The sequence below is a fragment of the Dysgonomonas sp. 520 genome (assembly GCF_010501095.1).
Classification (GTDB): Bacteria; Bacteroidota; Bacteroidia; order Bacteroidales; family Dysgonomonadaceae; genus QVMP01.
Genome location: NZ_QVMP01000025.1, coordinates 21,935 through 46,894, shown reverse-complemented (window position 1 = coordinate 46,894; position 24,960 = coordinate 21,935). Strand labels below are relative to the sequence as shown.

22 protein-coding genes are annotated in these 24,960 nt (G+C 39.4%); 5 read left to right on the top strand and 17 right to left on the bottom strand.

What is annotated here, in order from left to right; translation table 11 throughout:
- Nucleotides 1-25: 25 nt before the first annotated feature.
- Complete coding sequence (locus D0T56_RS13995) at nucleotides 26-841, bottom strand: helix-turn-helix domain-containing protein (RefSeq protein ID WP_163320786.1); 816 nt, start codon at nucleotides 839-841, stop codon at nucleotides 26-28.
- Between the two features lie 361 nt (nucleotides 842-1,202).
- Here D0T56_RS13995 and D0T56_RS13990 point away from each other — a divergent pair, with 361 nt between their 5' ends.
- Complete coding sequence (locus tag D0T56_RS13990; protein WP_163320785.1) at nucleotides 1,203-1,949, top strand: hypothetical protein; 747 nt, start codon at nucleotides 1,203-1,205, stop codon at nucleotides 1,947-1,949.
- A gap of 28 nt (nucleotides 1,950-1,977) precedes the next feature.
- On the top strand, nucleotides 1,978-2,748 hold the full coding sequence (locus D0T56_RS13985) for a hypothetical protein (protein WP_163320784.1): 771 nt from the start codon (nucleotides 1,978-1,980) through the stop codon (nucleotides 2,746-2,748).
- Between the two features lie 65 nt (nucleotides 2,749-2,813).
- On the opposite strand, the gene D0T56_RS13980 is transcribed toward D0T56_RS13985, so the two are convergent.
- The 16 genes from D0T56_RS13980 to D0T56_RS13905 form a co-directional block, all read right to left on the bottom strand.
- Nucleotides 2,814-5,333: an ATP-dependent Clp protease ATP-binding subunit gene (locus D0T56_RS13980; protein ID WP_163320783.1), complete on the bottom strand. Its 2,520-nt coding sequence runs from the start codon at nucleotides 5,331-5,333 to the stop codon at nucleotides 2,814-2,816.
- Nucleotides 5,334-5,612: 279 nt separating this feature from the next.
- Nucleotides 5,613-6,770 carry a cytochrome d ubiquinol oxidase subunit II gene (locus D0T56_RS13975; protein ID WP_163320782.1) on the bottom strand — a complete coding sequence of 386 codons (1,158 nt, stop codon included), beginning with the start codon at nucleotides 6,768-6,770 and terminating at the stop codon, nucleotides 5,613-5,615.
- Between the two features lie 39 nt (nucleotides 6,771-6,809).
- Complete coding sequence (locus tag D0T56_RS13970) at nucleotides 6,810-8,363, bottom strand: cytochrome ubiquinol oxidase subunit I (RefSeq protein WP_163320781.1); 1,554 nt, start codon at nucleotides 8,361-8,363, stop codon at nucleotides 6,810-6,812.
- An 85-nt stretch (nucleotides 8,364-8,448) separates the two neighbouring features.
- A complete protein-coding gene (locus D0T56_RS13965; RefSeq protein WP_163320780.1) occupies nucleotides 8,449-8,673 on the bottom strand; it encodes a DUF4492 domain-containing protein in 225 nt (74 codons plus the stop codon).
- 246 nt (nucleotides 8,674-8,919) lie between these two features.
- Nucleotides 8,920-10,023, bottom strand: coding sequence for an alanine dehydrogenase (ald, locus tag D0T56_RS13960; RefSeq protein WP_163320779.1), 1,104 nt, complete (start codon nucleotides 10,021-10,023; stop codon nucleotides 8,920-8,922).
- A 62-nt stretch (nucleotides 10,024-10,085) separates the two neighbouring features.
- Nucleotides 10,086-10,394 carry a DUF3467 domain-containing protein gene (locus D0T56_RS13955; RefSeq protein ID WP_163320778.1) on the bottom strand — a complete coding sequence of 103 codons (309 nt, stop codon included), beginning with the start codon at nucleotides 10,392-10,394 and terminating at the stop codon, nucleotides 10,086-10,088.
- A 147-nt stretch (nucleotides 10,395-10,541) separates the two neighbouring features.
- On the bottom strand, nucleotides 10,542-10,982 hold the full coding sequence (locus tag D0T56_RS13950; protein ID WP_163320777.1) for a YbaN family protein: 441 nt from the start codon (nucleotides 10,980-10,982) through the stop codon (nucleotides 10,542-10,544).
- 167 nt (nucleotides 10,983-11,149) lie between these two features.
- Nucleotides 11,150-12,931, bottom strand: a complete 1,782-nt coding sequence (locus D0T56_RS13945; RefSeq protein ID WP_163320776.1) for a biotin/lipoyl-containing protein — start codon at nucleotides 12,929-12,931, stop codon at nucleotides 11,150-11,152.
- A gap of 322 nt (nucleotides 12,932-13,253) precedes the next feature.
- Nucleotides 13,254-14,654, bottom strand: a complete 1,401-nt coding sequence (dnaA, locus tag D0T56_RS13940; protein ID WP_163320775.1) for a chromosomal replication initiator protein DnaA — start codon at nucleotides 14,652-14,654, stop codon at nucleotides 13,254-13,256.
- A 367-nt stretch (nucleotides 14,655-15,021) separates the two neighbouring features.
- Nucleotides 15,022-15,912 (bottom strand): MlaD family protein, encoded by an 891-nt coding sequence (locus D0T56_RS13935; protein WP_163320774.1) that lies wholly within the window; start codon nucleotides 15,910-15,912, stop codon nucleotides 15,022-15,024.
- Nucleotides 15,913-15,918: 6 nt separating this feature from the next.
- Complete coding sequence (locus D0T56_RS13930) at nucleotides 15,919-17,328, bottom strand: N-acetylmuramoyl-L-alanine amidase (protein WP_163320773.1); 1,410 nt, start codon at nucleotides 17,326-17,328, stop codon at nucleotides 15,919-15,921.
- A gap of 28 nt (nucleotides 17,329-17,356) precedes the next feature.
- Nucleotides 17,357-18,364 carry a 2-hydroxyacid dehydrogenase gene (locus D0T56_RS13925; RefSeq protein WP_163320772.1) on the bottom strand — a complete coding sequence of 336 codons (1,008 nt, stop codon included), beginning with the start codon at nucleotides 18,362-18,364 and terminating at the stop codon, nucleotides 17,357-17,359.
- A 147-nt stretch (nucleotides 18,365-18,511) separates the two neighbouring features.
- Entirely contained in the window at nucleotides 18,512-20,050 is a 1,539-nt protein-coding gene (rny, locus tag D0T56_RS13920) for a ribonuclease Y (protein WP_163320771.1), read from the bottom strand.
- Between the two features lie 122 nt (nucleotides 20,051-20,172).
- Nucleotides 20,173-20,475 carry a cell division protein ZapA gene (locus D0T56_RS13915; protein ID WP_163320770.1) on the bottom strand — a complete coding sequence of 101 codons (303 nt, stop codon included), beginning with the start codon at nucleotides 20,473-20,475 and terminating at the stop codon, nucleotides 20,173-20,175.
- Between the two features lie 26 nt (nucleotides 20,476-20,501).
- A complete protein-coding gene (locus D0T56_RS13910) occupies nucleotides 20,502-20,801 on the bottom strand; it encodes a hypothetical protein (protein ID WP_163320769.1) in 300 nt (99 codons plus the stop codon).
- A 195-nt stretch (nucleotides 20,802-20,996) separates the two neighbouring features.
- Nucleotides 20,997-21,194, bottom strand: coding sequence for a winged helix-turn-helix domain-containing protein (locus D0T56_RS13905; protein ID WP_163320768.1), 198 nt, complete (start codon nucleotides 21,192-21,194; stop codon nucleotides 20,997-20,999).
- 228 nt (nucleotides 21,195-21,422) lie between these two features.
- Between D0T56_RS13905 and D0T56_RS13900 the strand changes: the two genes are divergently transcribed.
- Genes D0T56_RS13900 through D0T56_RS13890 form a run of 3 tightly spaced genes read left to right on the top strand, consistent with a single transcriptional unit; the run spans nucleotide 21,423 to nucleotide 24,926 of the window.
- Complete coding sequence (locus tag D0T56_RS13900) at nucleotides 21,423-21,872, top strand: YhcH/YjgK/YiaL family protein (protein ID WP_163320767.1); 450 nt, start codon at nucleotides 21,423-21,425, stop codon at nucleotides 21,870-21,872.
- 33 nt (nucleotides 21,873-21,905) lie between these two features.
- Complete coding sequence (locus tag D0T56_RS13895) at nucleotides 21,906-23,918, top strand: alpha amylase C-terminal domain-containing protein (RefSeq protein WP_163320766.1); 2,013 nt, start codon at nucleotides 21,906-21,908, stop codon at nucleotides 23,916-23,918.
- Nucleotides 23,919-23,951: 33 nt separating this feature from the next.
- Nucleotides 23,952-24,926: a type I phosphomannose isomerase catalytic subunit gene (locus D0T56_RS13890; protein WP_163320765.1), complete on the top strand. Its 975-nt coding sequence runs from the start codon at nucleotides 23,952-23,954 to the stop codon at nucleotides 24,924-24,926.
- Nucleotides 24,927-24,960 lie beyond the last annotated feature (34 nt).

Below are 24,960 nucleotides of genomic sequence, written 5' to 3'. Positions count from 1 at the left end.
TCACTCCCTGTAATATTCCTTAAACTTATGTATTTTGCTTCCTGTATCTTTTACTCCTGATTTGTCGGGGTGAAGCACCCAATATTTTGTGGCAAAACTCATTGAAATGAGACAGAGTTGCGAATTTGTTATCGGTCGATATCTGTTTCAGGCTCTTGTCTGTGTGGTATATTTCGTGGTAAACGGTATTGGCTCTTCTTTGCCTGAGCCACGAATAGGCTGAAACACCGAATACTTTTCTGAATTTCTTGTTGAAACCCGAATAGCTATAATGCATCTGATCAGCCAGTTCCCTGACATTTCGGACGCTTTTGGTTAGTTTTCTGACCTGCTCCGAAAAGTGTAAATTGTTTGTCAGGTATGTGCTGAAAAATCCGCTCAGTTGTTCCTCTGCATACGATGCTTTAAGTATGCAAATCAGCTCTTTAGCTTTGATATCAGCCAGAAAATTGTAATCTATATTCTTACCTTTGTAAATAAGAAGAGAACGGATATATCCGCTCATCACATCATTGAAAGGCAGATAGCTAACACCTTGCTGTTCTGCGCTTTTCAACTCATTCATTCTGCAACTGTCATACAAATAATCCTCATCATTAATGCCGATTGACACGAAAAAAGATTTTTCCAGAGCGTTGATCAGGCATCCATATCCTGCAGGCAGGAAGAAGAACTTACTTGCGGAAATAGATTCTTCCTTAACATCCGAAAAGGAGATATTCAGTCTTCCTGAAATTACTAATATTATCCTGCAATAGTCTTGCCTGGCAGTCCATTGTTTTCCTTTTTCCAAATCAACGAACATCATGTTCGTATCAATGTCCTTATTTTCAAAATTCATATCATGTTGTTGTTTAAGTAATTGAATTAGTGCGTGTTTAACGAATATTTAACGAGAAATTTTGATCTGAGCATTTTCTCATTTCAGTTTAATCGTTTGTTATCAGTAATTTATTTCAACCGCATCTCTCGTTTTATTGAGGTGAGTAACCTCATGTTTAACAAGGTGTTTAACATTCTGCTTTATCATAAAACTTAATCGACTAATAATTAGATACATAACATATGCAAAATGACTACTCCGTCACTGCTAAAGTGACAGAGCATATTAGTCGCACAAAATCAGGTGATTAGCAATTTTAAAGAAGAGGCAAAAACGAACCGGAGACGAAAAACTAACACGACAAACAACATTAAAAATTATGAAAAAAAGTTTATTATTCTTATCGATGCTTTTGACCTGCATCATCGCTTACGGACAGGTCGGAATCAACACGGAGAATCCGCAAGGCATATTTCATATCGACCCTCAAAAGAATACATCGGTCAACACAAATGTAAGTGACGATGTGGTGGTCACCAAAAGCGGACAGGTCGGCATCGGAATGGTTAACCCTCAGCATGCACTTAGCATATCGAGCTCAACCGCCGGAGCCATTAAGATTGCAGATGGAAATCAGGGCGGAGGAAAAGTCTTGTCTTCGGATGCCAATGGAGTCGGAACCTGGCAAAATATTCAAGGTGGGTGGTTTGCTTTATTGACAGGTGGTGCTTTGACCTACACTACGGTTATTGGTGAACGGAAAATTCCCTTTAGCGGAGGCGAAGTTTCTATATCAGGAATAGGAAACGTCAATGTTACAGCCGGAACTATCACTGTTCCATATACAGGTATATACCGTATTTCTCTTTTTGGCACATCTTTGATGAATCGTTCTTCAGGATATTATATTGCAGGCTTCTATGATTTACGTAAAAATTCGGCTCCTACATCATGGGCACCTCATTCGTTAGGGAATACTAGCTTATCGTCATCTACTTATGTAAGTTATAATACATTTATGTCTTTGAGCAAAAATGATGTACTGAGTCTGTTTTCAACCGAAAGTAATAGAGGGTATGCTAATGGAGCTTCGGGCTTGACCATGCTTGTAGAGTTTGTCAAATAAATAATTGAAATAATAAAAATAGAAAATAATGAAAAAATTAATACTAATAGCAATATTATTCAGCCAAACGGCATATTGCCTGTCTCAGATAGGTGTGAATACAGACAACCCGAAAACGCTTTTGCATATTGACGGGGCATCCAGTGCGGCAACCACAAATCCATCAACAGGAAACGTGTCGGCGGCTCAGGCTGCAGACGATGTTGTGATAACTAATTCGGGAAATGTTGGCATTGGCTTATTGTCTCCGTCCACAAAACTGGATATTAAAAGCTCGACTGTAGGTGCAATTAAAATAGCAGATGGAACACAAGGTATAAATAAGGTGCTTATTTCTGATGCTAACGGAGTTGGTAGCTGGGCGAATGTCTCCGGTTCTTGGTTCGCTGTTTTGGAGGGTGCTACTCTTCCTACATCAACAGCGTATGCAACCAGGCAATTAAAATCTTTTGCATCCGAAATTATATCCAATGCAACCCAAGGTGCGGTGAATAAAACAAATGGAACTATAACCATTCCATTTACAGGTAAATACAGAGTTAATATTACAGGACATTGGATGTCTACACGCGCAGGAAATAATCCATATTCGGTATTACCGGTTTTATATAAAAACGGAACAGCTGTGTGGAGGCCTAATGCAACAGGCTATAGTTATGGTTGGGGATTAAGTCCGTGTTTCATAACGGTTTTAAGTTTTACGGCAGGAGACGTACTTACTGTGTATAATAATGAAACCGCTGCTACTACTTCAAATCAGGTTACTACTATTAATCTGATTGTAGAGTTTCTTCAATAAGCACACAAACAGAAGAGGATATCCGTTGGGACATCCTCTTCTTCTGCTATATTAATAAGTTATCCTTATTTGGTCTTCAATTTCAATTTTTCATTTTCTTTATCGAGGGAAACCTCAATAACATCACCTTCCTTCAATGTTCCTGCCAAGACAAATTCGGCGATCTCATCTTCCAGATAATTCTGGATGGCACGTTTCAGAGGTCTTGCTCCAAACTGAACATCATAGCCTTTATCGGACAAGAATTGTTTAGCTTCATCATCAATTTCAAGAGTATATCCCAGATCAGCTATCCTCTTATAGAAATCGGTAAGTTCTATATCTACAATCTTGTTTATAGATTCTTTACTCAACTGATCGAAAATAATGATATCATCCACACGATTCAGGAATTCGGGAGCAAACGTTTTGTTCAAGGCTTTTTGAAGAACGCTTCTTGAATGTTCTTTCATTCCGGTACTGCTGGTATCAGTACTGAAACCTACACCCCTTCCAAAATCTTTCAGTTGACGCGTACCCACGTTTGAAGTCATTATCAGGATTGTATTTTTAAAGTCCACTTTCCTGCCTAAACTGTCTGTCAAGTGACCTTCGTCAAGAACTTGCAACAACAAGTTGAATACATCGGGGTGAGCCTTCTCAATCTCGTCGAGCAAAACTACTGAATACGGTCTGCGACGCACTTTTTCGGTCATCAATCCGCCTTCTTCGTATCCGACATATCCCGGAGGCGCTCCAACCAAACGAGAAACATTAAATTTCTCCATGTATTCACTCATATCTATCCTTATCAGCGCATCAGCCGAATCGAACAACTGCTCTGCGATTTTCTTCGCCAAGTGAGTTTTACCTACACCGGTAGGCCCAAGGAACATAAATGTGCCTATTGGTTTGTTAGGATCTTTCAATCCCACACGATTGCGCTGAATAGCTTTCACTATTTTGTTAACAGCTTCGTCCTGACCAACAACCGCCGATTTCAGTTTGTCTTTCATACCCAACAACTTGACACCCTCATTTTCGGATATCCGCTGAACGGGTACGCCTGTCATCATTGCAATTGTTTCGGCAACTTTCTCGGCATCTACTATTTGAGGTTGCTCTTTCAGTTGAATTTCCCAATTCGCTTCTTCTTCGTCCAACTGTTTCATCAATTGGCGTTGTTTGTCGCGAAAACTTGCTGCCAATTCGTATTTCTGAGCTTTTACGGCATTGGTCTTTTCTTCAACAACCTCACTCAATTCTTTCTCCAGATCTTCTATAACCTTTGGCACAGAAATGTTGGAGATATGCATACGTGAACCCGATTCGTCCAAAGCATCGATAGCCTTGTCCGGGAAATTACGGTCTGTAACATACCTGTCGGTCAGCGTAACGCAGGCTTTCAGGGCTTCGTCCGTATATTTCACATTGTGATGTTCTTCGTAACGCTCTTTGATATTTTTCAATATCTGCAATGTTTCGTCAGCAGTGGTTGGTTCAACCATCACTTTCTGGAAACGACGCTCCAATGCACCGTCTTTTTCTATATTTTTCCTGTATTCGTCTAATGTAGTTGCCCCGATACATTGTATTTCGCCTCGTGCAAGAGCCGGTTTCAACATATTGGCTGCATCAAGCGAGCCTGTTGCTCCTCCTGCACCAACAATTGTATGTATCTCGTCAATAAACAAGATAATATTCGGATTTTTAGACAATTCGTTCAGTATCGCTTTTATGCGTTCTTCAAATTGTCCACGATATTTAGTTCCGGCAACAACGGATGCCATGTCCAAAGAAATCACACGTTTGTCGAACAACACACGCGATACTTTTTTCTGCGTAATGCGCAGTGCCAAACCTTCTACAATGGCCGATTTACCCACACCCGGTTCACCGATAAGGATCGGGTTGTTCTTTTTTCTGCGGCTCAGAATCTGTGCCAGACGTTCTATTTCTTTCTCACGACCAACAATCGGGTCGAGTTTATTTTCTAGCGCAGCTTTGGTTATGTCTGTTCCGAAGTTGTCAAGCACGGGCGTATCCGTTGCCTGACGAGGTTGTTGTGTGTTGACGTTTTGAGAAGAACCACCACCGAAGTCGTCGTCATCGTCATCGTCAGTAAAGTCAGCCCCCATTTTTGGCGAAAGGTCTATATCTTCCTGCTCTATTTCTATTTTACTTTTAATGTACATAAATACTCCTTTGTAATCCATGTTAAACATTTCCAATATATTGGCTGCGATATTGTCGTTATCTTTCAGGATAGCCAACAATAGATGCTCCGAATCAGTTTCCTGACTCTTCGTCAGCCTTGCTTCAAGTATACTCATTTTGAGTATCTTCTCTGTACTTTTGCTTAAAACAATTTTTGTTGCGTTTGGATATACTTCTTGTTGATCCAATATCTTTGTGTCTATATTTTGTTTTAAAGCTTCTAAATCAATCCCAAAATCTTTTAATGCCTGTATGGCAACACCATCTCCGTTACGGAGAATTCCAAGCATCAAATGTTCCGGGCCCAAATAATTATTTTGGAGTCGACCCGCTTCTTCGTGACTGAAATCTACGATTTTGCGAACCCTTTGTGAAAAGTTATTTTCCATATACCTAGATAATTTGATGTTCTTATTACAAAAATATTAATTAATATAATTCTGTTGTTATATATAAGACAAAAATAATGCCATAAAGTTTACTGCCCTGTCAATATTATTTTTCTATGCCTGATATTTGACTGTAGAAGCAGGTCTTCGGCCTGCCCGAAAAGTAGGAGTGCTAAATCTTACGCCCGGATACATTTATCTGTCAAATATAAAAATAATAAACGAGTATCGAAGCCCGATACTCGTTTATTATTTTTTAGTAATTATTAGATAACTCTATCAATAAATGTGCCCGTCTTTCTTGAAATCTTTCGAGTCAAACTTTTTCTTTTCCAGTGATTTCCAAGCATATACTATATACGCTAACACAAATGGCACAAGAATGGAAACATAAGACATCACTGTCAGGGTAAATTCGCTGGAGCATGAATTTTCTATGGTCAAGGAGCTCTGCATATCGCCAAAAGTTGACGGGTAGTAAGCCGTATTATTCCAACCCGCAATCAGGAACAAGCATGTTACGGTCAGCACTGTACCTATTCCGCTATACCATATTCCCGAATTGAACGTTGAGGAAAACAATGTGCGCCCAACTCCATATAATACAAGAACGACTCCGATGAGGAATACTGCCAAAACAGCAGGCATTTCTATCAAATTGTAGAAATATTTATATTGTTCCAACGAAACAACCTTAGTTTCGGGATCAACTGCAAAACCTTTTGCCACAAGCGTCCAAATCATGAATGTGAGGAAAAACACTACAAACGGAACGGCATTGTACAGTAAGAATTTACGTGAACGATCTACCAACTCTTTGTCCGCCATGCGATTGACAAAGAAAAGGCATGCCAATGTTCGAGACAAGAACAATACGGCTAACCCTAAGCAAAGGTTCCTGACATTCAACAAAGCCTCAAGTCCGTGCCACGGGTTCTGCCATTGACTGATAACTACGCCATACTCACCCAACGGGTTGGCAAGGTTCTCTTTATTCACGCCAAAATCCGAACCTGTGAAAAATGTGGCTACGGCTACTCCCAATAGGAATGTTCCGAAAACACCATTGATGAACAAGAACCAGCGATAGGTCTTCTTGCCAAGTGTATTGCCGGGTTTCGATTGAAATTCGAAGGAAACTGCCTGTATGATAAAGCAAAATAATATTGCCATCCACACCCAATATGCTCCGCCAAAACTTGTTGAGTAGAATAGCGGAAACGAAGCGAAAAACGCCCCTCCAAATGTGACTAACGTTGTAAATGTATATTCCCATTTACGTCCCATCGCATTCACCAAAAGGAAGCGGTGCTGTTCGGTCTTTGCAAGGGAAAATATCATTGACTGTCCTCCCTGCACGAATAGCAAGAATACTAATAATCCGCCCAGAAGACTTATGATGAACCACCAATAGTGTTGCAAAAATGAATAATCCATATCGTTTATTTTTTTTAAATTAAACACCAGACACAGAGCCTACTTAGACTCTTCTTCGGGCCCTTTTTTAATTTGGTTCAACATAATACGAACTTCTGCTATCGACAAAGCAGTGAATAAAGCCAGGAACAGGAAGAATGTAATCTTCACCGAACTAGCCGAGAGTGCCGATATAGCAGCCTGAAGCGGCAGTATATCCTGAATTGCCCAAGGCTGACGCCCAAATTCTGCAACCAACCATCCCGCTTGGCTGCATATATAAACCAGAGGGATTGAGATGATACACACCCATAGCAACCATTTCATATCTTTCAGTTTGTCTTTTCTTTGAAAGAATATAACGGCAAGGAAAAGCACAATGAAAAATCCGCCCAGATAGACCATAATATGAAAAGACCAATATACTACGGGAATATTAGGCACAAGCTGATCGGGCGTATCCAAGTAACCATATCCGAAATATGGATAATTTTCCATTAAAGTAGCCTTATGTTTTTCGGCAGCTATTTCGTCCTTTGCTTTTTTAGCTGTTTGGTAATCGGCAAGGGCAAGCCTGGCAATTTCACCTTTTTTCTGTTTTTCTGCAAACGACAGAGCCATTGTCCCATCCTGCAATTTATATCCGCCTTCTATAATATCCTGAATGCCCGGCACAAAGGCATCAAAATCCCGATAACCAAGCAATGACAATGCTTTGGGGATTTCCAGCTTGAAGATATACTCTTTTTCGTCATCGTTCCACGATTTTTTTGCAGGGTTTGGCAAAGCCACAGCTATCAGTCCGGCACCTTCCTGTCCTTTATAAAGACCTTCCATCGCTGCCAGTTTCATAGGTTGCTTTTGCGCCACCTCGTAAGCCGAACTATCGCCCGTATAAGCAGTTAGCAAAGATGCTGCGAGTCCGAATATAGCCGCCACCTGCATGCTCTGCTTTGCAAATTCGATATTTCTTTTTTTCAGCATATACCATCCGGCAACACCCACCACAAATACCGATCCCAGAATCCATGTAGAGAAAACCGTATGGAAGAATTTACTGATAGCCACGGGAGACAAGGCCACGGCCCAAAAGTCGGTCATTTCGTTTCGCATAGTATCTGGGTTGAATTCCATACCGGTGGGGAACTGCATCCAGCCGTTGGCAACCAATATCCATAGTGCCGATAAGGTGGCTCCGGTTATAGTCAGCCATGTTGCTGCCAAGTGTGCTTTTTTGCTTACACGATCCCATCCAAAGAACATAATCGAGATGAAGGTGGCTTCCATGAAAAAGGCCAAAATTCCCTCAATTGCCAATGGCGCACCAAAGATGTCTCCTACAAGAAAGCTGTAATTAGACCAGTTGGTTCCGAATTGAAATTCGAGGATAATTCCCGTCGCAACCCCGATGGCAAAGTTTATACCGAAGATTGTCTGCCAGAATTTTGCTGTTTTTTTCCATTGTTCCTTTCCTGTTCTTACATAGGCGGTTTCCATGATCGACATGATTACTCCCAATCCTAGTGTCAGGGGTACGAATACCCAATGGAACATTGCCGTCAAAGCAAATTGTGCCCTCGACCAGTCAATTAACGAAGCGTTTAATAATTCCATATTAAAAGAAATAAAGTTATAAAATAGTAATTTTTAACCCTTAAGAAAAACAAACAAGATGCGCCAAAAAAGTGAGACCGGTGAATTATTTTCTGTTTATTAATTCCTGCCTTACATAATCGGCTTTGCTTTCTTTATCATCAAATCTACTATTCAAGAAATTAGGAAAGAAAAAAGGTTTCAGGATAAAAAACATGATACAGAGTTTTATAATGACCAATATCCACAAGGTTTTACCCAGGGTGGTCATATTTCTAAAACCATCCCAAAACATTGAAAACCAATTGAATTTTCTTATTTTCTCACTCATATAGATGAAAGATTAGCTTCTTGTTTTAAAGCCTGTTCAATTTTTTAATATGAAGTCATCTAGACTTTTTAAATTATACTTAATTTTTGAGTTTTTGTCATGTTGAACGTAGTGAAACATCTAAAAAACAGATCCTTCGATACTCTCAGGATGACAAAATTGAATAAAACGAAAAAGCCTAGACGGTTTCTATAAAATTTTTAAACAGGCTCTAAAAAGATAACAATTATGCTAAAAAAAAGTTCATTATCTATATTCTGTATAGTCTAATCCGAAGGCATCGGCTACAGCTTGACAAACAACTTTGCCGTCAACAATATTCAATCCTTCTTTTAGATCCTGAAATCTGTGGCATGCTTCCTTCCATCCCAGATTTGCTATACTGAGAGCATAGGGAAGGGTGGCATTTGTGAGTGCCATTGTAGAAGTTTTAGGCACGGCTCCGGGCATATTGGCAACCGAGTAATGCACTACTTCGTCAATCACATAAACAGGTTCGGTGTGCGTGGTTGGCTTGGATGTTTCGAAACATCCTCCCTGATCGATAGAGACATCCACCAAAACGGTTCCCGGTTCCATATCTTTCAGCATGTCTTTTGTGATAACCTTTGGCGCTTTTGCTCCGGGAATGAGAACTGCTCCGATGATGAGGTCGGCATCCTTGATCAATTGCCGTATTGTATATTCATTTGAGTAGAGAGTGGATACGTTAGCCGGCATTATGTCAGCCAAATAGCGCAACCTGGGTAGGCTTTTGTCCAGAATAGTGACCGATGCTCCTAGTCCGGCTGCCATTTTCGCAGCCTGATAACCAACTATTCCGCCACCTATGATAATAACTTTCGCAGCCCTTACACCGGGCACCCCACCCAACAGGATACCTTTTCCCAATTGAGGTTTTTCCAGAAAACGGGCGCCTTCTTGTATCGACATTCTTCCGGCAACTTCGCTCATTGGGGTTAGCAGAGGTAAGCTACCGTCAGGAAGCGTTACGGTTTCATAGGCAATACATACCGATTTGCTCTTTATCATCGCTTCGGTCAGATTGAGGCTCGACGCAAAGTGAAAATAGGTGAAAACAATCTGATCTTTCTTTATTAACTTGTATTCCGGTTCGATTGGCTCTTTCACCTTAACTATCATGTCTGCAATACCATAGACATCACTTATGGTGTTAAGTATTTTTGCACCCGAGCGGATATAATCCGAGTCTTCAAATCCGCTGCCAAATCCGGCTTCTGTCTGAACAAACACTTCGTGTCCGGCTTTCGTAAATTCCAAAACACCCGCAGGTGTAACCGCAACACGGTTTTCGTTAGGTTTGATTTCTTTTGGTACACCTATTTTCATAGTATTAAAGGTATTAGGTTAATACTCTGTTCCGATTATAGGTATATCTTGTATACCTACAATCAAGCCTCTCCGCCCACCGGTGGAAAAAACGGGGCAGGATTGTTTTCTATATTGATAGCTCCGTTCTGTTGTTCAAATTTCACAACATTGTCGTTCAAGGCAAAAAGCAGCCTTTTTGCATGTTCGGGAGTAAGAATAATCCTTGATTTTACTTTCGCTTTGGGCACACCCGGCACAATCCTTACAAAATCTACAATAAATTCTGATGAAGAATGAGAGATGATAGCCAAATTGGAATATGTACCTTGAGCTATTTCGTCCGTAAGTTCTATTTGTATTTGGTTTTGTTGATCTTTGTTGTTGCTCATAATCTTTTTTTATTGTATGTTATTTGTTTAAGTATTTGAAGTATTAAAGAAGGTCTGCGACCTAGATTTGTTACAAAGAAATAAAAAACTGACAAGATGCCAAAGTATAAGGTTGATGTTTATTGGCATATAAGTTCATATTTATTGTTAACAATCTTGTTCATCATATTGTTTTATGGTTTTCAGCTTATCTTTCGATTCGGGCATATAGGTATACTTCATCTTTCTGCCCCATCTTCTTTTGCAAAGAACAACATATTGAGACACAGTGCCGATTATGCCCAACCCCAACATGACGAACCGCATTTTTCCGTATGGAAAAATAACAAATGCGGTGAACAATATCATACACCACATTAACAATACCGAAATGGATGCTTCCTTAAAACTCAAACCTTTGCTTACTTTGTTCAGATACCGACCTGTTATCTTGTTATTTTTGAGTTTATTATACAATTTGTCCGAACTCCTTGCATACAAGTATCCTGTGAGCAAGATGAACGGTGTTGTGGGAAGACCGGGTGTAATGATTCCCAGCAGACCCAGCGCGAGGGAAATACTTCCCAGTATTATGTATAATAATTTCATTTATAATATAAAAATTGTAGGGGGCAGAATCTTTCGCTCGATGATTGCTACATTCGGGCGTATATTATATGCTCCTGCATCGCAAGTGTCTTTGTTTTTTTATAAAAATAGCCGACTATTGTCACAGCCAGCTATTTTTTATGTTATAGTGCAATATTTTAGATGCCTTAGTTGATATAGGCAAGCACTTGGTTTTTCTGAACATTTTCGCCTTGTTCAATCTCTATTTGTATAATTTTACCCGAAGCAAGTGCTTTTACTTCTTCTATACCGTAATATGTCTGAACAAAGCAAACCACGTCACCTTCTTTCACCTGAGTTCCAATTACAGGAGCAGTGGAAACATCGTCAACCGATACTTGCCATATAAGTTGTCCTGTTGCAGTGGCTTGCAATGGCTTTGCATCCGGGTATTTGGCTTGTATAGCTTCCGCATCAAAACGGGGAACTTCAACAACCTCACGCGTCACGATGATAGGTGCGCCTGCTTTAGCTTTTTCTTTCTCCAGATCGGCATTGAAACGTTCTTTCGCCAAGCCCGACTTGTAGTCACGATATTGACGGTCGTGCATAGCCAACTCAAACAATTCTTCATCATCCTGACCATAATCCCATCCGTTTTCGTCCATCTCCTTGCGATATTCGTCAAGTGCATCAGGATATTCATCCTGCGGATTACCTGTATAGAATTCAAGTCCTTTCGATTTAGCAAGTTCGATGATCTCGTCGTCCAGTTTTCCGGGTAAGGTTCCTGTCTTGCCCAGAATCATGTTCCAACTGTCTTTGTCAATGTTCGAGAAACGAGCCTGACCTTGTGCCATAGAGAATATATTCATCAATGCGATATTCTTCACATATTGGCTGAAAGGTGTAACCAATGGTGGGTAACCAAGTTTTGGCCAGATGTATTCTACTTCCTGGAACAACTGTACAACCAAATCATTGAGCGAAACCTCCGGTTTGTCGTTGTTGCGCAGAGCCATATTGATGGCAGGATGCATATTTCTAAGGTCGGCCATCATCGATCCCATCATACCTCCCGGTAGGCCACAGCCTACAAGCAGAGAGTTCATTATTTTGTTAGACGGGTCTATGAAATATCCCAAAAAGTCGTCAATGAAAGATTGTGTCATGGCACGAGCTTCCATATATGCGCTCATGTTGATATCCGGAACAGAAAAACCTGCGTCTTTCAACATGGCTTGAATTGTAATAATGTCAGGATGTACCATACCCCATGCAAGCGGTTCGATGGCAGTATCAAGATAGTCGGCTCCCGCACGGGCAACCTCCAACATCGATGCAACAGAAAATCCGGGTCCTGTATGTCCGTGATATTCAATTGGAATGTTTGGATGCCTGTCTTTCAATGCTTTCACAAGTTTACCCAAAAATGCAGGGCGTCCAATACCGGCCATGTCTTTCAAACAAAACTCATCGGCTCCGAAGTCTACCAATTTATCTGCAAAATTCACATAGTAATCAACCGTATGAATAGGCGAGTTTGTAATACAAAGAGCGGTCTGGGATATCATTCCAGCTTCTTTTGCATATTTTACAGATAATTCGAGATTCCGAGGGTCATTCAACCCGTCGAATGAACGAGATATGTCTGTTCCCTGTGCTTTCTTTACCTTAAACATCAGGCGACGCACATCTTTCGGAACGGGATACATACGCAGTGCGTTCAATCCACGCTCAAGCATGTGTGTTTGGATTCCCACCTTATTGAATGGGTCTGTCCATGCACGTACCGATTTGTTTGGATTTTCTCCGTAAAGGAGGTTTACTTGCTCAAAGGCTCCTCCGTTAGTTTCCACACGGGCAAAACAGCCCATGTCGATAATGACAGGTGCCACTTGCACCAATTGATCAACACGTGGTTGGTATTTACCCGAAGATTGCCACATGTCACGATAGAGTAGACTAAATTTAATTTCTCTTCCCATAGCTTTTTTAGCGTTGTATGTATATTTGTATATTTTATCCTATATTAAGTGCTTATTCTTAGGTTTTTCTACATTTCCACAGCTTAAGCCAGACTTAGTTGTTTACTATACAAATTTAGGACTTTCATTTCAAATAGATAGCAAGTTTGAGATACTAAAATTATCAAAATGTTATAAAAAATGGAGAGTCATATTAAAATTGCACAAAGAAGATAAAAGCGTGCAATGAATTGTAAAGTAAAGCTGTCATTTTATCTTATAAAACGGATTAAGATTGCGTTGATACAATAAAAAAACCAGATCAATGTGATCTGGTTTCTTCTTATTTTTTCAGTTCTTTTTCTATTTCATCAATATCGTCCCTGAACGATTTATCCACATCCAGTTGATTTTTGACTGTTTTGCAGGCATGCAGTACTGTTGCGTGATTCTTCTTTCCGATGATAGCACCTATTTGAGCCAGGGATAGATCGGTGTGTTGTTTTGCCATATACATTGTAACTTGCCTTGCCAAAACGATTTCCCTCTTTCTCGAAGCTGTATGAATCAAATCTTTTTTGATTTTGAAATAATTGCAGACAACTTCTGTTATGTCGTATATTGTGAGGTCTTTCTTTTCCGGTTTTTTTATTGCTTGTCCAATAACCCGTTTTGCCAACGGAAGGTCTACATCTCTGTTGTAGATTACGGAATGTGCCATCAGCGAAACTATAACACCTTCAATATCACGAATGTTATCGGTAACATTTTCTGCAATATATTCAATCACATCCTGAGAAATGGACAGTCCATCCTGAAGAATTTTGTGCTGAATAATCTTAATTCTCAGTTCATAATCAGGACTTTCCAATTTTGTTGTCAACCCCCACCTGAAACGTGTCAAAAGCCTGTCTTCAACACCCAGCAATTCGGATGGTGCACGGTCGGAAGTCAATATCAATTGCTTATTGTTTTGGTGTAGGTGATTGAATATATGGAAAAATGTATTTTGAGTTCTTTCCAATCCGGACAACTCGTGTATATCGTCTATTATCAAGACATCAATTCCTTGATAGAAGTTGATAAAATCATTCACCGTATTGAAACGTGTGGCATCGGTATATTGAACCTTGAACAAGTGTGCAGATACGAATAAAACACGCTTTTCAGGATACAACTCTTTTATTTTCACACCAATGGCATGGCACAGGTGCGTTTTTCCAACTCCACACAATCCGTGTATAAAAAGAGGATTAAAAGCTGTTTTTCCCGGATTTTTTGCAATTGTTTCACCTCCTGCCCGAGCCAGTTTATTGCTAACCCCTTCGAAGAGATTGTCGAAAGTATATTTAGGATTCAACTGTGAGTCGAAATCATTTGATACGACTTTCTCGAAAGGACTTGTGATTTTATTTGTCTTTACTTGTTTGGTTGCTTCAACTGCGGTAGACTTGTTTTCTCCTTGATACACTACCATCGAATTCGACGTATTCTCTACAAGAATACGGTAGTTTAAGATTGTCTTCTCTCCGATCACCCTATGCAGTGTCATACGAATCAGATCAATAAACTTTTCCTCAAGGTATTCGTAAAAAAACTGGCTTGGCACCTGAATTGTAAATATATCATTTGAGTATGATAATGGTACAATCGGGGCAAACCATGTATTGAAAGCTACTTCATTGACATTGTCTTTGAAAACCTTCAAACAATTATTCCACAATATTTCTACCGATTCATTCATTTTTCTATTGTTCAACACTTCAACCTTTTTTCTTTTCCTATATTGTCTCCTTTTTACCCTTGATATTGAGAATACACCTATGCAAAATTCAATAAATATTTCGGTTAAAAAAACATCTTTTTTATTTGTATTTCTCGATAAAATTTAAGTTGATAAAAATCAATACATTAAAGCCTCTTCATTTTTTTTCTGCAAATAGACTCATTTAACCCCACATAATCACCTATTACACAATCAATTAAATAACAACAAACAGACCTCAAGATATTTTCTATACTTAAGTGATATGATACATATTTTACCTAAGTGGTTAAGTTACGAGCCTTTTAATATCTCGTAGTGTTATTTAGAATGACTCTAAATAATATCAGAAAACTTTAACATTGATATATCTACTTGGGTTTTCTTTTATATCTTGCAAAAGACCTGACGCATTGTTTATGGTTGTACTTAAGCTATCGTATAACTGTCTGTCATTCAATAACAAACCTAAAGAATTGTTACTTTCGTTTAGTTTACCTGAAAGATACTGAATATTCTGTAATGTCGAATCAATCGAATTGTATGTCTTTGACAAATCTATCGAACCAAGTTGAGACGTCATGTTAGATACATCCGTGGTCACGTTATTCAATTTATTTGTTATCTGAGGTACATCTCTGTTCAATGAAGACATCAGCATATTCAATTGTTTTGTCGAGGCATCTATATTCCTTGTTATTTGTTCCATATTATTCACAGACTGAAGCAATGCCGGACTGTTGACCAATATCTGCAAGCCGGTCATAATAGAATCAACCTTGGGCAATATGGCATTCACCTGCGGAAGCATGTCTTTCGTCACCGCATCCATCATACCGGCATCTCTCACTCCATATATGGTATCGTTGGGCGAGATAAATTCGGTTTGCAGTGGATTTTGCTCAATAATTATGGTTGCACTTCCCAGCATCGATACCTCCAGCTTTACCTTGCTGTCTTTTGGTATTTTCACGCCCTTGTTCATATTCAACACTGTAAACACCTTCTTGCCATCTTCGCTAAGATGCATCGAATAAACCAATCCAACCTGATATCCATTCACAAAAACCGGACTTGACAGGGTTAAGCCTGTTACATCGTCAAACGAAACGATGTACGAGTTCGATGGCTTGAATATATTGATTCCTTTCAAAAAGTTTATACCATAATACAGTATAAATAAACTAATGATAAACGCTATTCCAATTTTTACTTCTTTCGACGCTATTTTACTCATAATACATTATTTTATTCGAACTCCATTTTTGAATTTCACAACAAAAGCATCCGGGAACTTCGCTCTCACTTTTCTCTGAATTCTCAAAATTTCATTAAAATCCGTCGTCGACCCGTACGTGTATTTGTATGCACCTCCATCTTTGTAAGAATCAACAGGGGTTAATCCCTTAAATTTATTGGAATCGGATGCCACCGGGGTCGTTGAAATAAAGAATTGAACACGATATTCAACCTGATCTTTCGCTATTTGCATTTTGTTTGCAGCCTGATCGGGTTTGTTCGGCGTTTCATTCTTCTTTTTAACGTCTGTTTGCTTGATTGGTTCATCAGCATTTACCTTTTTCTCCGCTAAAATTTTCTCTTCTTTTTTAGCCGGTTTGGTAACAGATTCATTTTGATCTGATTTAGTGGTAGTAGTCGTAGTGTTTTGTGGATCTTTTACTTTTTTTATTATAAAATTATTTATTCCGTTTTTTATTTCACGGCTGTTTTCTTTACTTTTCTTCTCTTCTTTTTTTATTTCTGCTTTGTCTTCTTTTTTCTCAGGCTTATTTTCTGTTACTACATCTTCATCCGGTTGTTGCAACTTGCTGTCTGTATTATTGGCTTTCTTCTCTTCTTTCAGCACCTGAACTTCTTTTCCTGTTCCTTGTTTCCTCTCAAAGTTGGCTTTATAATTCTCGAAAGCGGAGAATAGAGCACTGGCCAATGCCCGTTGGCCTCGTTGCGAAGACATGTAGGTGGCCTCGTTGCTGTTGTTGATAAACCCAAGTTCAACCAGAACGCTAGGCATGGTGGTTTTCCACAACACAATCAGCCGTCCTTGTTTCACGCCAATATTTTTCCTTTTTGCCACACCCGACATTTCTCTCTGCACAATGTTTGCAAAATCGTGGCTTTGTTCCAGAAACCGATTGGCTATGTTTTCGAAAATAATGCTTGATTCGGGAGATTTGGGATCAAACCCCTGATATTTTTTAGTGTAATCGTCTTCCAAAAGGATAACATCATTTTCACGTTTTGCTACCTCCAGGTTTTCTTTGGTTCTGCCAATTCCCAGAATGTATGTTTCAACACCTACCGCAGTAGTCGTTTTCGTTTCCGTTGCATTGACATGGATAGAAATAAATAAATTGGCTTTGGCTTTATTGGCTATACTGGCTCTTTTATCCAACCCCACAAATGTGTCGCTGGTGCGTGTGTATACTACTTTTGTGTCTTTATACTTACTGTTTATATATTTTCCTAATTGAAGGGCAACTGCCAGATTGATATCTTTTTCTTTATATTTTCCTCTTACCGCTCCGGGATCTTTACCTCCGTGCCCGGCATCAATAACGACAACAAATTTTTGTGCGAATAAGTTACTTACACAAAAAAGAATTGAAAAGATGAATGTCAGAAAATATTTCATAGTTAAAAATACAGCCTTTATGAATATATTATGGTTTGAACACGACTTCGTTTACTAAGGTTTTCCCAGCGAAAAAATCACTGATATTATTCAGCGTTGTATTTGCAATGTTAGACATGGCCTCTTGTGTGAAAAAGGCCTGATGCGATGTAACTATCACATTGTTGAACGACAACAAACGAGCCAGAACGTCGTCAGTCATTATGCTGTCGGAACGGTCTTCGTAAAAATAATTTCCTTCTTCTTCGTACACGTCCAACCCTGCGTAACCAACTTTACGCGATATCAGTCCGTCGATAAGGTGTTTTGTATGTATCAATTTCCCTCTACCTGTATTTATGATCATAACGCCATCTTTCATTTTGGCTAGGGATGTGTCGCAGATCATATATTCAGTTTCCTTTGTGAGCGGACAATGAAGGGTTATGATATCAGATTTTGCATAAATTTCGTCGAGAGTGGTGTATGTAATTCCCTCTTTTTCTGCAAAGGCATGATCGGGATATACATCGTATGCAAGAATATCCATTCCAAAACCTTTCAATACCTGAACAACAGTTTTCCCGATGCGTCCCGTACCTATCACTCCGATTGTTTTCCCGTTCATGTCGAAACCTAAAAATCCGTGTAGGGAGAAATTCCCGTCCCGGGTTCTTAAGAAAGCCCTGTGCACTTTCCTGTTCAAACTGAGCATCAATGCCAGTGTGTGTTCTGCAATTGCATGTGGTGAATATTCGGGAACCCGCACAACTCTGATACCTTCTTCGGCGGCGGCTTTCAAATCGACATTATTAAAACCCGCACATCTCAAGGCGATAAGGTTTACGCCCAATTGCTTTAGTTTTTTTATAGCTGTTGCGTTTGCATTTGCATTAACGAATATGCAAACGGCATCACATTCACTAGCTAATATTGCATTGTTAGTATCCAGATGTTCTTTGTGAAAAATCAACTCAAACCCATATTTTTCGTTGGCTTTGTTAAAAACAGCCTCATCGTAAGGCTTTGCGTCATAAACAGCTATTTTGTATGCCATATCTTCTTTTTTTTATAGAACCCTGCTAAGAGTATAACCTTGATTTCGATCGGGCAAAGATAATGATTTTATGGATTAGTCAAGACAAAATAAAGAAGCTTAAAATGTTAAGCTTCTTTATAAAATTTTAAATAATCTGCCTGCTAATTATTTAGCAAAACTAACAGATCTGGTTTCCCTGATAACGGTTATTTTTACCTGTCCGGGATATGTCATCTCGTCTTGAATTTTCTTTGCAATTTCGCCCGACAGTTTTTCTGTCTCCACATCGCTTACTTTGTCTGCTCCTACAATTACACGCAACTCACGTCCTGCTTGTATTGCATAGGTTTTCAATACTCCCGGATAAGACAATGCCAACTGTTCCAAGTCGTTCAACCGCTTGATGTATGCTTCCACAATTTCGCGGCGTGCTCCCGGACGTGCTCCGGAAATGGCGTCACACACCTGAACGATCGGAGCCAATAGCGTAGTCATTTCCACTTCATCGTGGTGAGCACCGATAGCGTTGCAAATATCCGGTTTTTCCTTATATTTTTCCGCCAATTTCATACCCAGTATTGCGTGTGGCAATTCCGGTTCATCGTCAGGCACTTTACCTATATCGTGTAACAATCCTGCTCGTTTGGCTTTCTTCACATTCAACCCTAGTTCGGATGCCATAACAGCACAAAGATTTGCTGTTTCACGGGCATGCTGCAACAGGTTTTGCCCATACGACGAACGGTATTTCATCTTACCCACAAGGCGGATAAGTTCAGGGTGTAAGCCGTGAATACCCAGGTCGATAGTTGTACGTTTACCTGTTTCTATAATTTCTTCTTCAATCTGTTTTCTCACCTTGGCCACCACCTCTTCGATGCGTGCCGGGTGGATACGTCCGTCTGCAACCAATTGGTGAAGTGCCAAACGGGCAACCTCACGCCTTACAGGGTCGAAACCTGACAGAATGATGGCTTCGGGGGTATCGTCAACAATGATTTCTATGCCGGTTGCGGCTTCCAACGCACGGATATTGCGTCCTTCACGCCCGATAATACGTCCTTTAATTTCATCCGACTCGATGTGGAATACAGTGATTGCATTTTCGATAGCTGTTTCGGTAGCCACACGTTGTATAGATTGAATCACAATCTTTTTCGCCTCTTTGTTTGCAGTCATTTTCGCCTCTTCCATAATCTCGTTGATGTATGACTGGGCATGAGTTTGCGCTTCATCCTTCAAAGCTTCTACCATTTTATCTTTCACTTCTTCTGCCGATAGTCCGGACAGAGCTTCCAATCTTTCGATCTCTTGCTTATGAAGTTTTTCCAGATCAATTTTCTTACGTTCAACAATTTCCAGCTGAGCGTCAAGATTTTCTTTTATTGTTTCAACTTCGTTTTTGCGTCGTTGAAGTTCTTCTTGTCTCTGGTTGAGGCTCAATTCTCTTTGCTTGTTTTTGTTTTCAGCAATCTGAATTTTCGAGTTTCTGGCGTTGGCTTGGCTTTCGAAGTCGTTTTTCATTTTGATAGCTTGCTCCTTAACCTCCAGTAACTTATTCTTTTTAATTAGTTCGGCCTCTTTTTCAGCCTCTTCTAATCTGCCTTTGATTTTGTTTTTCATAAGTATATTCACGACAACATATGTCAGAATACCACCTATGAAGAAACAAGCAATGGCTAATAATATGCTAGTTAAATTCATAATTAAAAATTTTCAGTATTAAATATTTATATAAAAAAATACACTAACCGAACAACACGGGCGAAAATATCCATGTTCTCCAATTAGTGCAAATGTATCTTTGTTTTGCCTAAACAATAGTGTTATCTGTATTTTCTCAAAAAAAGGTCTAACTCTTCAGTTAAAGACTTGATTTTCCTTTCGTATGCCTCGTTTTCCGTTTCCAGTGCGGCATTCTCCGATAATGCTTGTATGGAGGTCATCACCATATAATCAGTATCTTCAAGCTTGTTGCTTTCTTGTCCTGAGAAATAATCTCTATATTGTTTCGTTTTCTTTTTAATTGCATCTGCCGCATCCCGATAAATTTTCTCGTCTTTCCGTTTCACCTTCAAACGATATACTTTATTGAATACATGCAGTGTAATTACGAAATGCTCATTCATTGTGTCGTGCAATTTTTCTATTTATTTTAACTACTTTTCAACAATGATATGCATTTATCAACTTCTTGCACTAATTTAGATAACCTGACTTTTGCTTTTTCCTTATCGCCATTGCTGTCGGAAATTAAAGCCTTACTTACCTTCAAATTTTCATATTTAGCCTGCATATCAACCAATTCGGAAGAAAGTGATGCTATTTGCACATTCTTTTTTTCGATGTCCTCTTTCAATAAAAGATTATCATCGCGCAAAGAATCACATAATAACATTAATTGCCTCATTCTTAACTCCAAATCGTGAAGCAACTTTTCTTGTTTGTCGGTCATACGCGTTTAAATGCATACAAAAATAAAGATAGATTATGGAAAATCAAAATAAAAACTCGCAAGAATATTATTTTAATTTCTTGCGAGCAATTTATATGGGTTGAATAAAAGCCTAATTTTGTTAAACCATCTTACTTTTCCCACTGTAAGCCAAAGCTGGTTGCTTTGACTTGTAGCGGGTCAAGTGTTTCAGTTTTAAATCAACGAAATAGAAAGTTCTTTTTCTATTTTTTTGATTTCTATTTTACCTTCTCTTGCCAACCAACCTATGGCTGCATACAAATCTTTTTCGGTAAGCTTTGTTGCTGTTTTGATTTCCTTAACGGTTTTTTCTCCTTTTTCGCTTAAGTATTCCCATACTGTACCAGCATTCGCTCCGATCAAATCTTTCATAAGATTACTTTTTTTGTAATTACACATAAAAATTAACTCGCGACAAAGTTAAAAAAATAAATTTCGCTATCCAACAAATTGATTCTCTTTTCTTTTGTCGTTATTAAAACCAATTTAGCATTAAAATGTTCAGTATTCGAAACTGATTTTGATTTCAACTCGTTTTTAGTTGCTATATTTTTCCTATCTTTGTTAACAGAGTTAATAAATTTAAAAGAAGTTGAAACCATGATTATTGATAATTTAAAAAATTCATCTGTTTACGAAGGTATAAACCCTTTATTCCCAAAAGCATTCGAGTATCTTAAATCTTTAGATTTTGCAAATCTGGAGCCGGGCAAAACTGTTTTGGTGGAGAACGAACTGATAGTAAATATCAGCGATACTAATTTGAAAAAAGTAGAGGATGCTAAACCCGAGGCTCACGATAAATTTATTGATATACAGATGCCGGTGAGTACGGCTGAAGGTTTTGGTTGGGCTTGCCGTGACTTGATGAAAGAGCCCGCAGGTGAATTTGATACAACCAAAGACATTATTTTCTACAAGGATAAAACAACAATGAACTTCAAATTGAATCCGGGCGATTTTGCTATTTTCTTCCCCGAAGATGTACACGCACCATGTATTGGCGAAGGTCCGATTCGCAAAATTGTTGTTAAAATATTGGTGAAATAAATTTGATATACACTTAAAAACAATGAGATAGCTATGCTTAACCTAATTAAGAATGACCCTTGGCTCGAGCCATACAGGGATGCCATTGAAGGGCGATACAACTATGTACAGCAGAAAAAAGAGTCGCTAACCGATAATGGAAAAGTTTCCCTGCCTGAATTTGCTTCGGGTTATCTTTATTTTGGGTTGCATAAAACGGCAGAGTGTTGGGTGTTTCGCGATTGGGCGCCTAATGCGATGGCTATCTACATATATGGTTCGTTCAACGATTGGCAATTGCAGGATGAGTATAAGCTAAGCCGTCTCGACAACGGTGTTTGGGAAGTAAAAATTCCTCTGGACAAGCTTCATCATGGCGATATATACAAATTGTTCGTGAAATGGGAAGGCGACGAAGCTGAACGTATTCCGGCATGGACAAGGCGAGTGGTTCAGGATGAAAAGTCCAAAATATTTTCGTCTCAGGTATGGGCTCCGGAAAATCCGTATGAGTTCAAAATAAATAGCTTCGAGCCAAATACTTCGCCATTGCTGATTTATGAATGTCATATAGGTATGGCCACTCAGGAAGAAAAGGTTGGCACGTATGACGAATTCAGGTTGAATGTGCTTCCCCGAATCAAAGAGGATGGTTACAATGCCATCCAGATAATGGCTATACAGGAGCATCCGTACTATGGGTCGTTTGGCTACCATGTGTCCAGCTTTTTTGCGGCTTCGTCACGCTTTGGTACTCCTGACGAGCTGAAACATCTGATTGACGACGCCCATGCGATGGGAATAGCTGTGATTATGGATATTGTACATTCTCATGCTGTGAAAAATGAAGTGGAAGGACTGGGAAGGTTTGACGGCTCGTTCGATCAGTATTTCCATACCGGAGCGAGGCGGGAACATGCTGCTTGGGATTCGTTGAACTTCAATTATGGAAAGAATGAAGTGATGCACTTCCTCTTGTCCAACTGTAAGTTCTGGCTGGAAGAATATAAGTTTGATGGTTTCCGTTTCGACGGAGTTACCTCTATGTTGTATTACAGTCATGGCTTGGGAGATGATTTTCTGAATTATGACAGCTACTACAATGGCAACGAAGACCCCGACGCCATTGCATACCTGACTCTTGCCAACGAGTTGATACATGAGGTCAATCCTAAAGCAATAACCATTGCCGAAGAGGTGAGCGGTATGCCGGGATTAGCTCTGAAATATAAAGACGGTGGTTACGGATTCGATTATCGTATGGCAATGAATGTTCCCGATTATTGGATCAAGATAATCAAGGAACGCACCGATGAAGACTGGAAACCATCGTCCATCTTTTGGGAACTGACAAACCGTCGTGCCGATGAAAAAACGATCTCTTACGCCGAAAGCCACGATCAGGCATTGGTTGGCGATAAGACTATTATATTCAGGTTGATAGATGCCGATATGTATTGGCATATGTCGAAACTATATGGCAGTTCGTACAAAACCGACAGAGGCATTGCATTGCACAAAATGGTCCGCTTGATAACGGCTTCTACCATCAATGGAGGCTATCTCAATTTTATGGGAAATGAGTTCGGGCATCCCGAATGGATTGATTTTCCTCGTGAGGGTAACGGGTGGTCGCACAAATATGCCCGTCGTCAGTGGAGTTTGGTAGATGATAAAGATTTAAGGTATAAAGATCTGGGCGATTTTGACAAAGCCATGCTAAAGGTGGTGAAATCGGAGAAAGATTTTCAGGATATACCTGTCGTAGAGCTTTGGCACAACGATGACGACCAAGTTCTTGCATATATGCGTGGAGATTTAATATTTGTATTTAATTTTCACCCCAGTAAATCATTCTTCGATTATGGTTTCCTTGCTCCGCAGGGGGAATATACAACCATTTTGAACACAGATGGATTTGAATTCGGAGGAAACAATCTTGTGGATGAGACTGTACATCATTTCACATCACCGGATCCATTGTATCAGCAGCACAACAAAGGATGGCTGAAATTATACATTCCGGCTCGCTCTGCGTTTGTGCTGAAACTTCAAAACAAGGAATAATAAAAAAACTAACTAATTGACTAAGAAATAAAAATGAATTTGTATCCACTAAAATTTGATCCTATCTTGAAATCTCTGATTTGGGGAGGGTCTAAAATTGGTCCTTTCAAAAATTTAGCTTCTGCCGGAAGCGGAATCGGCGAAAGTTGGGAAATTTCAGGTGTAAAAAATAATGTATCGGTGGTGTCGAATGGCGACCTCAAAGGGAAAACTCTCGAACAATTGATATCCGAGTATAAAGATAAACTGGTAGGGAAAAAGATATATGATAAATTCGGCACAACTTTTCCTCTGCTGATCAAATTTATTGATGCCGAAGATAACTTATCTATTCAGGTTCACCCTGACGATAAATTAGGGATGGAACGTCACAACTCTTTCGGAAAGACGGAGATGTGGTATGTTGTTGACGCCACTCCCGATGCTTTTCTTTATTCGGGATTTCAGAAACCACTAAGTCCTGAAAATTATGCAAAGACAGTTGAGGATAACACGTTTGTCGACTATCTGGCTAAACAGGATATAAAAAAAGGTGACGTGTTTTTCTTGCCTGCCGGAAGGGTTCACGCTATTGGTGCAGGGTCATTTATAGCGGAAATTCAGCAGACTTCGGATATAACATATCGTATTTACGACTACAACCGTAAAGATAAGGATGGTAATCCTCGCGAGTTGCATACCGAGTTGGCAAAAGATGCGATCGACTTTAAAATTTACGATTCTTATAAAAATCAATACACTCCCCAAAAAGACAAACTTGTGGAATTGGAGAAATGCCAATATTTCACCACCAGCCTGATGGAATTGGACAAGAATTTCGAGAGGGACTATTCTTCTGTTGATTCGTTCGTAATTTATATTTGCACAAAAGGATCGGCAGAAATTAAGGACAATAAAGGTAATTCGTTGAACGTATGTCAGGGAGAGTCTATTTTGATTCCTGCTGACACTTCTTCGATAGAGATTATTCCTTCGGGTGAAGTGACCTTGCTGGAAACGTATGTGTAAAGTAAATAAATTCTTGTCATTCTGAACGAAGTGA